Here is a 10,231-nt window from a genome sequence, read left to right on the forward strand (position 1 = left end):
CCTCTGGAGTTATCTAAATTAGGCTCAATACTTGGTAGTTTTCTACGGGTGTTTGGTTTAAGTATTGCCGCAAGGATAGATAATTGTAAGGTGTGTCGCGGAACTAAGAATCCCCGCACTTATAGGGCGGGGAGTGTCAAATAACCGATATCCGTAAACTTGATGGCATTTCCGACTAAATTAGTGATGACGCGGCGGAGGTCGAGGCGATCGCCTTTTATCCTGATTGAGCCATTGTATTGCTCGTCGTAGATTAAAGACAGACCCTTGTCAAGTGCGATCGCGTCCAGTTCCCTGACGACTTCTTTGATCATCTTTTTCAGATCAAAGGGAGCGATCACCAGACGTTTACAACCCGCTTCAAATCGATGAACCTCCAGTAAAGTATTGACTAATGAGAGCAAATTTTGATTACTGCTGGCGATTGTCGTTATTGCTTCTATCACCTTGGGTGGCAGTTCGGCAAATTTGCCTCGTTGGAGTAGAGTTAACATCCTATCGGCAGCTACTAGTGGCGTCCGCAGATCGTGAGTGAGGCGGGAGACAAAATCTGCTCGCGCCAAAGTCATTTCCTGCATGGCATCTATACTGTGTTTCAACCGGAGGAGACTACGCACACGAGCCAGTAATTCGTCTACCTCAATGGGTTTGTAGACAAAATCATCTGCACCCAAATCGAGTCCATCGGCTATACGAGTTGATTTGTGAGCAGTAATCAGCAAAATGGGAATAAAAGGCAGTTGAGGATTGGAGCGAATTCTGTAAGTCACTTCGTAGCCATCTACCTCTGGCATCATCACATCCAACAGAATTAAGTCCGGCGGTGAGGCTTCAACACTGGCTATAGCCTCAAGTCCGTTTGAGCTAGTGGTGATACAGTAGCCCTCTTCAGAGAGAATCGTCTGTATGAGGAATAAGTTATCCGCTACATCATCAACTGCCAGGATTTTACTGGGTTTATCTTTCATTTCCCGTCTCCTCTCTCAAACCCATCCCACACTTAAAAATGAGTCTGCATCTTCCAAATCAGTCTTTTGACGGATGAAATGGAGGAATTGTTGATAATCCCGAAGCGGTTGAGCTTGTTCCAGTTTCCGCTGTTTTCTGATTCGCAGCAAGTAGTCTTTGAGGCGAGCATACCGCCATCCGACTTGAACCCCCAACTCGTAGAGTTGATGGGCTTTTGGAGTTGCGATCGCTTTGAGTAAAATTTGCACCTGTCGCTGGGAGTTGTAATCAAATAGCGTTCTTCTACTGTGTTTACCCTCCTTACAGCCTTTCCAAAACTCGTCACTGTTGGATAAAGTGTGGATGTGAAGTCGATAGTGCAAGAGCGTCGATTGCAGCCACTCTAAATCTTGTTTTCTTTCGGCTGAAAGCGAATCGTCCGGCTGATACTTGTTCCAGGCTTGGACAAAAGAGCTTAACGCTCTCTCCCATCCGGCTAAATAGTCAGATGGTGTTTTTGAATTGGCTGAGTCTGGAAGCAACCTATGGTCTGAAAGAATGTTAGTCTGTGGCATGAGCGTCAACCTTTGCAAGACAGGGTTTGAGTTGCCGTTTCTCATTTCTAAATTTTTAAAATATCAACTATTTAGATTGAGAGAGTTCTACCTAAAAGCTGATATCTGAACTCCTGTCCCTGCTACTTAGAAGCGCCATTGGTAGGAGTTCTCTTTCCCAAGTCATAGTTTTCAGGCATTAACGGGACTTTCAAGCCCTGTTAAATTTTGTTAAAAAGCAGATGCCCTATCAACCGATAGGACATTTGTTACAAAAATTTTAACTTGGCTAATACCTTTACTGGCTGTGGATATGCTAATATTGTATTCTTTTAAGTTGTCAAAATAGAATCTAGCTCGGCTAAGATTTTTTGGAGACGTTTCTGCTTTTTCGGGTCGCTCCAGACTTTTGACTTGCTAGCTTTTGTCAAAGCAGCCTTAATTTGGTTTTTCAGGTTTTCTTCAGGTTTATCTGCTGATGCGCTTTTCTTTAATGCCGCAATACGCTCTTTAATCTGAGTTAAAGACAAGTTTTCGGCAATAGCCGTTTCAAGCAGCGATTTTCTGGCTTCCTCGTCCTTTAGTTTGGCGATCGCTCGTGCTTTAGTGTACTCAATTTTCCCTTGACGAAGGGCTTCAAGGATACCTTCAGGCAGCTTCAGCAGAGAGAGTCGGTTGCTGACAAACGACTCCCATCCCATTCGCCCTAGATCATTGAAAACCTTAATGACTTTTTCTGCTTCGGGTTGAATGATAACGTTATCATTCATCCTCTGCACATCATTTTGCATCCGGTAAAGCAGCCGAATCACATCGTCTTGAGGGCATTCCAGCAGGTGAGAGAGCAGTTGCAGTATGCCTTCTGTTTCTTCGACAGGATTGAGGTCTTCTCTTTGGAGGTTTTCAACTAATGTTATGTGTAAAGTTTGTTGCTCCGTCAGGTCTCGAATAATAACGGGAACCTCAGACAACCCAGCTTCACGGGCAGCTCTATACCGTCTTTCGCCTGCTATCAGCTCGTAGTGATTATCATCTAAAGGGCGGACTAATAGAGGTTGAAGAATTCCGTCAGTTTTTACTGACTGAACCAAGGACTGCATGGCTTGGGAATCGAAGTATCGGCGAGGTTGAGAGGAGCGGGGTTGGATCGAGTCTAGACTCAGTGTTTTTGGAGTTGAGTCGGTGACTTCATCATCTCCAAACAAAACGCTTAAATTTGCCTTGCCTTTATAAGGTTGGTCATTTTTACTTGGCATTGAGTTTCTCCATCTTGGCGGCTAACTGGTCTAATAGTTTGATGGCAGGATTTTTTGGTTCGTAGACAGCAAGTGGGACTTGTTTCTCTGAGGCATCCACAAAAGCTGTTAGTCGGGGTATAGGATTGTAGACGGCACCAACAGGGGCAAATTGTTCATTTATGGCTTTGAGCGTGCGTTTATCCTGAGAATTAGTAGCAGCGTAGCGAGAAGGAACGAACCCAGCTATTTGTAAAGAGCGATTTCCTCTTTTCCTAACTCTTGCCACAGTTTGTAAAAGGAGGTTAGTTCCCTCAAAGGCTTTATAGTGGGTTTCAATAGGGACTAAGACGTGAGTAGCAGCTACTAGACTGATATAGCTCAATAGTCCTAAACTGGGTGGGCAATCGATGAGGATAAAGTCATAGTTGTTTTTAAGGGGAGCGATCGCATCTGATAAGCGAACTTCCCGGAAATCCATATTAACCAGTTGGATTTCAGCGGCGCTAAGATTGATATTGGTAGGAGCCAGATCCATGCCATGAATATTAGTTTGGATGGACAGTGGCTCCTCGTTGACAATGGCATCGAATACGGTTTTATCTAGGCTATAAGGGTCAATTCCCATGAAGAGTGTCAGAGAAGCTTGGGGATCGATATCGATAAGAAGAACCTTATGCCCCCGTTTAAAGAGTTGATAGCCCAGATTGAGTGTAATTGTGGTTTTCCCTACGCCGCCCGCTTGATTAAATAGCGAGATTATCTTCGTCATAGGTTGTACATTCATAATAAAGTCTTGAAGTAAATAATAAAGTCGTGAAGTAAATAATAAAGTCGTGAAGTAACTGGCACAGTACCAGAAAAGAAGATTTAGGGGTTAGCAGATAAGTTTATTCATCATCATTGTTGGCATGAAGTGATTTATCCTCTTGCGATTTGATCCACTCTTGCATTAATTCTGCCAAAACCTCACTCATAGAACGGTCACAGGCAGCGCCAAGCGACTTAAACTTTAACTTCAGTGCTTTTGGGATGTAGCCATTGAGCTCAGACATCCCAGACTCTTTCTTACTCATGCCCTCATTGTCGCATGGTACTTAACAATTCGGGAGCCTTTCGCGCTAACTCGAAAAAGAGTTTAAGCGCTAGACTAGCAAATATCAAGCATAGCAGCCATCCACTAAAAAGTGGAAAGAGCGGAGCAAATCCGATGGCTAAACGACATAGGGCATTAACTCCTAAACAGATTGAACAACGTCTTCAACAAGGGCGTGGTATCGGGTGGGGAAAAGATTATTTACCTTGGCTAACCGTTCAAGATGTTCCCTCGCTGGGCGTCGTTACACGCATCCAAGGCATAAAAACTAACAGAAAGCACGAACTGTTCAGCCTTCAAGAAACTCGCTATTTTTACATCCTCGACTGGTCAGAACAAGTTACTGATATCCGAGAGCAATATCCTTTGTTGCCTTTATCAGAAACTCTAAAAATTGCCCAAGATTGCGGTTTGAGACACCCTACCGACCCAGTTACCCGCGCACCTGTGGTAATGACAACGGACTTCTGCATCAGTGTGCGCTTCCCTATAGGAGTAGTGCCGTTTGCTCGCACTGTTAAACCTTCGCAGGAGTTAGCCAAGAAAGCTGTAAGAGAAAAATTTGAAATTGAGCGTCGCTACTGGGAAAACAGAAACATCAGTTGGAAGATTGTGACCGAACACGATATTCCCACAGTTCTTGTCAAAAATATAGCTTGGCTACATCCTCGCTTTCATACCTCAAGCCTCTCCCTGTCAGAGCCGGAAATTGATCAAATCAAAAACTTACTTACCCACCAAGTCCTTCAAAGTAACAACTCCCTAGCCAAAATCGCGTCTTCAGGCGATGCCTATTTCAACTTACGTCCGGGTAGTAGTTTATCAGTTGCCCGTCATCTGCTAGCTACACGCCAATGGTTAGTTGACATGAATCAACCCATCCATCCGAGCCGGAAGTTGGTGCTAAAGGGAACTCAGTTAATACCTTAGCCCACTCACCAAAAAGGAGAAGAAAATGCTGTTAATAAACCAGCTATTTGAGTGGCATAGCCTTGAGGAAGCCAACCCTCAAATTGACCGTGTGCTGTGGATTGCTCCATCTGGCACTGATATAGTCACTATCGATATCAATCATCCTCATGCCCAACCCATTTGGCATAAATATCAGAATCTTTTAGCGGCTAAAGCCGCTAACCAAATCAGCCCAGTTCAAAACGACCCCTACGGGGCTATTCAATTACAGGATGAGGAAATTTCTCTAGCTCAACGCCAGTTACTCCAGGAAGCTTGGGCTGCCATAGCTCCTATCATTGCCACTGGAGAATTGGTCTTTCATCGCTCTGGGCGAGGGCGACTCATCGCCCAAGCCGTTCAACGGACAGGACGAAGCGAGACAACCATTCGCAAAGACTTACGGCGTTACTGGCAGGGGGGACAAACTCTCAATACTCTGCTGCCCCGCTTTCACTTATGTGGTGGCAAAGGTAAAGTGAGAACCAGCCAGAACAGCAAACGCGGACGTCCTACTTTGCTCTGTTTACCCACAGGTGAATCCGTTGGCATTAATGTTGATGCCGAAGTACGGGAGAAACTACTCACTGGCTGCCGATTATTTTATGAAAATCGCACGGGAAGAACCTTAAAACAGGCGTACCAACTCACCTTAGAGAAGTTTTTTCATCGCGGTTACGCCCTTGAACAGGGCGTGCTAGTGCCAATCCTGCCACCAGCAGAAGAACTGCCGAGCTTCACGCAGTTTAAGTATTGGTATGAGAAAAGCCGCTCACTAAGTAAGACACTTATTGCCCGTGAAGGTCAGCGTCAGTTTAACTTGCGTCACCGCCCCTTGGAGGGAGACTCAACAGCTATGGCTTTTGGACCTGGGTCACTGTATCAAATCGACGCAACAATTGCAGATATCTACTTGGTCAGTTCCCTCAACCGCAACTGGATTATTGGTAGACCCACACTTTACCTGGTTATTGATGTATTCAGTCGGCTCATTGTTGGGTTTGTCGTCACTCTCGAACCGGCCAGTTGGCTGGGTGCAATGCTAGCGCTGGAAAATGCCACAGCCGATAAAGTTGAATTTTGCCGCTTTAACGGGATTGAAATCCAAGAAACTGAGTGGCCCAGTCATCACCTTCCCGAAGCCATCTTGGCAGACCGAGGTGAATTGGAGGGGTATAACGCCAACAACTTGGTGGAATCTCTAGGTGTCCAAGTTTGTAACACACCCCCATACCGAGCTGACCTCAAAGGAATTATCGAGAGGAGCTTTCGTTATTTTAATGATGAAATCATTCATTGGCTCCCAGGTAGCTTTTCAAAGGTAAAGGCGCGAGGCGAAAGAGATTATCGACTTGATGGGGTACTCACCCTCTACGAATTTCGACAACTCATGATTCTATTCATCCTTGACCATAACAACGAAAAACGATTGGATGAATACCATTTTGAAGAATTTATGATTCAGAAAAATGTCGCTCCTTATCCAGTTAACCTCTGGCATTGGGGAGTGGAAAATCGGGTGGGCGCTCTGCATTGGAAGCCTCCTCAAACCATTCGCCTGAATCTCCTCCCATCCGAATTAGCTTCTGTTACTCGCAACGGGATTTACTTCAAAAAGCTGCACTATACCTGTGAATTGGCTTTCAAAGAACAATGGTTTGTATTAGCTAGAAACTCTGGATGCTGGAAGATTTCTGTGGCTTATGACCCCCGCCGTGTTGACAACATCTACCTTCGACTTGATGGAGGTCAGCTTGTGGAAGTCTGTCACTTGCATGAAACTGAACAGAGATTTTTGGGGCTAGATTTTCTCACAGTGGCTGACTACTATAGACGCTTTGAACAAGACAGACAAGCCGCTAGAACACGCGGCTTGCAGTCCAAAGCTTCTTTAAACGCTAAAGCTAACCAAATTATTGCTTTGGCATCGGCTCAAGCTCAAGAGCAGCGAGAGAATCAAAGCCAACCCAATCGCCTCAAAAATATCAGACTGAACAAACACTCAGAACGCTTAAAAGAGCGGCAGGAATTAGCTTGGCAGTTTGATTCACCAACTGTTACCTCCCCCCCTAATTCCGTGGTTCCACAACAGCCAATCAACCAAGTAGATGAACCCATAGATGAATACATACCCCCAGCACGACCAATTGAAAAGTTACGGGCTGTACGTGAAAGGACATTAAATCATGAAAAAGACCCAAACCATTGAAAAACCGCCAATTTTCGTTTTTAAAGGACAAAAAGTGTCAGCTTATTATCATGAAGAGATTTCCATATACCGGGGCAATCCTCTGATTGAAGCTTTACCGGAAATCCTGACAGAAGAACAGGTCATCGAACAACTGCAGTTTTACCCGCACTTCAACTCTCAAGAACTCTTGTTACCGAAAGAACTACGGTTACATCTACTGCAAAATGTCCTGCAATTTTTTACGCCTCTTCCGGTTCATATTGATTTAGAACAGCGATTTTCCCGTCTAATTCGAGCGGGTTATATTGCTCGAAATCCTCTCAATTTAGGGTTTTGGAAAGACCTGAACCAGAGGGTAGATTCTTTGAGCCAAAACCGATGCCTTAACCAACGTTTGCGTTCAACAGCTACGGGTTTCACAATTCTCGGCATCAGCGGCGTGGGGAAGTCAACGGCTGTGGAGCAAATCTTATCCCTTTATCCTCAAGTCATTTACCATTCCCGCTATGGCAACCGACGTTCTACCAATACCCAATTAGTCTGGCTGAAACTAGAGTGTCCATCCGATGCGTCAGTTAAAGGTTTATGCCTCAACTTTTTTCAATCCGTTGATGACATTTTGGAGACTTCCTACTACTTGAGCTATGGCGGTAAAGGACGACGAACCTTGAACGAGCTGATGCCAGATGTAGCCCGTGTCGCCTCCTTAGTCCATTTAGGTGTTTTGGTGATTGACGAAATTCAAGTCCTGAGCAAGCTCAGAAGTGGCGGACATGAAAAAATGCTCGATTTCTTTGTACAACTGATCAATATGATTGGGCTACCTGTCGTGCTGGTGGGAACTTACAAAGCTTGGTCAGTTCTCGGTAGCGAATTTCGTCAAATTCGTCGCGGTACGGGACAGGGAGATTTGGTTTGGGAACGGATGAAAGAAGATGAGGACTGGCTGTTATTTATTGAGTCGCTGTGGCAATACCAGTACGTCCAGTTTCCCTGCCAACTTACAGATGAATTGAGCCATGCTCTCTATTACGAAAGTCAAGGTATTACTGACTTAGCAGTAAAGCTGTTCATGTTGGCACAGGTGCGAGCTATCACGACTGGAAAGGAGAAATTGACCAAAGGGATAATCCAGTCTGTAGCATTGGATTACCTGCGGACAGCCAGAGAGGTTTTAAATGCTTTAAAGTCGGGTTCGTTAGAGCGGTTAAAAAACTGCGAAGATGTTCGCCCAATTACCATCGAACCTTTTCTCGAACAAGAGTTAGGGCATCTTTTCGTTGCTAATTCAATTAATCCTCAAACCGCGACTGCGAAAAACTCGGTCAACAAGAGCAGGGTTGAGCCATCGATGTCTTTATCTCCTGAGCCTGAACCCGAGTTAGAACAAGCTTTTGGCAGTAATTCTTCTCCAGTTCAAGCCACCAAGAAAGCGAAAAAACGACCCACAGCTACCTCACCAGCAGAATTACCAGAAATTGTGAGCAACGGAGCCTCAAGTGGCATGAGTGCCTATGAAACTCTCAAACAGGCAGGTTACATCGGCGGTAGCACTGAATTCATTTCTGGCGAAGAGGGGTTTATATGATTAGTTTCTTTCCCGACCCTTACCCCGACGAGCTGCTTTACAGTGTTTGCGCTCGCTTCGCCGACCGAGTGCGATATCCGGGTGAAAGTTCTGTAGTTCGGCAGCTCTTTGGCACTCGCAATGGAGCGGCTGTTGTTGACCTGCCTTCTCGCCTCGGTCATTTAGTGGCTACCCTACCTCCAGGACACAGCTATACTGTTGACCGATTGATTGACAACCATACATTGCTGCCTTTTTACAGTCCATTTTGTCCGCCCTCCCGCATCAATCAAGTACGAGAGGATATGCAAACCACTAACGGTTCGCGGATTTATGGACGCTTGGGAATTTTAGTCAGTCATACTCCCCTATGGTTGCAATTCTGTCCTGTGTGTGCAGAAGAGGAAATTCGGCAGTTTGGCGAATCTTATTGGCATCGTCTGCATCAAGTTCCTGGCGTCAAAGTTTGTCCGGTACACACTGTTTTTTTGGCGCAAAGTTCTGTACCTTTTCGCCATGGTCGCAGGTGCGGTCAGTTTATCTGTGCACAACAAGGCATTGCTATTTCTTCTCCGAGTGAGCTTGATGAGTCCAATCCTTCTCATCAGGCTTTCCTGAGAATTGCCCACGATGCGGCTTGGCTGCTTGACCAACGTCACTTGAGCTTGGAATTAGAAAATTTACCTTATTGTTATCTCAAACTGCTTAGAGGGTGTAAGTTAGCCTCATCTGTTGGTCGGATTTATGTCCAGCCGCTCAACCAAGCTTTTAATGACTTTTATCAAAGAGACTTTTTACAGCAGCTCATGTGTGAACTAGACGTTTCTAGTTATAATCACTGGCTGTTACGTTTAACCCGATTTTGTCCTGACAAAGTCCAGTCTCCTCTTCACCATTTGTTACTCATTCATTTTTTGGGACATACAGTGGCTTCTTTTGTGCAATTCCAGAAGGATTTCTATGCCAGTGCCCAAATCTCAACACCGCCTGAAACTACTAGTTCTCTTGCTTCAGATACTTTGGAAACTTACCGCCAACAGTGGCTGAAACTCACAGCGACTTATCCGAAAACAGGACTCTCGTTCTTGCGGAAAAATTTCGGTCGCATTTATATTTGGTTGCACAAGCACGATTCACAATGGTTAGAAGCTCATCTACCACAGCAGAGGCGTCACACAGTTGCGTCCCCCCAAAGACTTGCTAGGGTAGATTGGTCTATTCGGGATTCACAGTTGGCTGCCGGTGTAAAAGAATTAGCTGTTCAAATGAAGAATGCGCCAGGACGCCCGATATGGTTGACCAAGACGGCTATTACCAGAAAACTTGGACAGTATACTCTCATTCAAAAGGAAATTGATAAACTACCACTTACAGCTCAGGTTTTAAGTGAAGTAGTGGAAACCCAGGTGGAGTATGCCATCCGACGATTAGAGTGGGCTACTGAGTGCTTCCGTCAAGAGCATATTTATCCTGCACGGTGGCAACTTTTATCACGGGCTAGTTTGAAGCCTCACACGGTTGCTCTACCCCCTGTTCAACAAGCTGTAGAGGTAAGCTGCTACGCAGCTAAACCGGATAAACAGCATTGCCTTTGTTTTTGATTTTTCTATTCCATTTAATTATAAGCTCTCCTTCATTTAATAATTTATGTAGCAATTTTTCTAGTTCTTCTACTGATTCAAATAGTCG

At 45.0% G+C, this 10,231-nt stretch carries 8 protein-coding genes and 2 pseudogenes; 4 read left to right on the forward strand and 6 right to left on the reverse strand.

Annotation, left to right across the window (positions count from 1 at the left end; genetic code table 11):
• Positions 1 to 143: 143 nt before the first annotated feature.
• The 5 genes and pseudogenes from RLO19_RS08265 to RLO19_RS08285 form a co-directional block, all read right to left on the reverse strand.
• Positions 144 to 968: pseudogene (locus RLO19_RS08265) on the reverse strand (hybrid sensor histidine kinase/response regulator); the annotation flags it as partial.
• A 15-nt stretch (positions 969 to 983) separates the two neighbouring features.
• On the reverse strand, positions 984 to 1,523 hold the full coding sequence (locus RLO19_RS08270) for a hypothetical protein (protein ID WP_446355454.1): 540 nt from the start codon (positions 1,521 to 1,523) through the stop codon (positions 984 to 986).
• Between the two features lie 311 nt (positions 1,524 to 1,834).
• A complete protein-coding gene (locus RLO19_RS08275; protein ID WP_446355456.1) occupies positions 1,835 to 2,758 on the reverse strand; it encodes a ParB/RepB/Spo0J family partition protein in 924 nt (307 codons plus the stop codon).
• A complete protein-coding gene (locus tag RLO19_RS08280) occupies positions 2,748 to 3,509 on the reverse strand; it encodes a ParA family protein (RefSeq protein ID WP_446355458.1) in 762 nt (253 codons plus the stop codon). Before RLO19_RS08280 ends, RLO19_RS08275 begins: the two co-directional genes overlap by 11 nt.
• Before the next feature lie 118 nt (positions 3,510 to 3,627).
• The gene (locus RLO19_RS08285; protein WP_446355460.1) at positions 3,628 to 3,813 is read right to left on the reverse strand and encodes a plasmid partition protein ParG; all 186 of its coding nucleotides are present in this window, start codon (positions 3,811 to 3,813) and stop codon (positions 3,628 to 3,630) included.
• A gap of 134 nt (positions 3,814 to 3,947) precedes the next feature.
• Here RLO19_RS08285 and RLO19_RS08290 point away from each other — a divergent pair, with 134 nt between their 5' ends.
• From RLO19_RS08290 to RLO19_RS08305, 4 genes are read left to right on the forward strand one after another with little or no spacing between them, the layout of a single operon-like run.
• A complete protein-coding gene (locus RLO19_RS08290; protein ID WP_446355462.1) occupies positions 3,948 to 4,763 on the forward strand; it encodes a TnsA endonuclease C-terminal domain-containing protein in 816 nt (271 codons plus the stop codon).
• A gap of 25 nt (positions 4,764 to 4,788) precedes the next feature.
• Entirely contained in the window at positions 4,789 to 6,993 is a 2,205-nt protein-coding gene (locus RLO19_RS08295; protein WP_446355464.1) for a Mu transposase C-terminal domain-containing protein, read from the forward strand.
• A complete protein-coding gene (locus RLO19_RS08300; RefSeq protein ID WP_446355466.1) occupies positions 6,971 to 8,563 on the forward strand; it encodes an ATP-binding protein in 1,593 nt (530 codons plus the stop codon). Before RLO19_RS08295 ends, RLO19_RS08300 begins: the two co-directional genes overlap by 23 nt.
• The gene (locus tag RLO19_RS08305) at positions 8,560 to 10,143 is read left to right on the forward strand and encodes a TnsD family Tn7-like transposition protein (protein ID WP_446355468.1); all 1,584 of its coding nucleotides are present in this window, start codon (positions 8,560 to 8,562) and stop codon (positions 10,141 to 10,143) included. The genes RLO19_RS08300 and RLO19_RS08305 overlap by 4 nt, the downstream gene beginning before the upstream one ends.
• Here the strand turns inward: RLO19_RS08305 and RLO19_RS08310 are convergent.
• A pseudogene (locus RLO19_RS08310) lies at positions 10,109 to 10,231 on the reverse strand (IS630 family transposase); the annotation flags it as partial. The gene RLO19_RS08305 and the pseudogene RLO19_RS08310 overlap by 35 nt on opposite strands.

Origin of the sequence: Coleofasciculus sp. G2-EDA-02, assembly GCF_040226375.1 — a bacterium.
In the GTDB taxonomy this organism is placed as follows: Bacteria; Cyanobacteriota; Cyanobacteriia; order Cyanobacteriales; family Coleofasciculaceae; genus Coleofasciculus.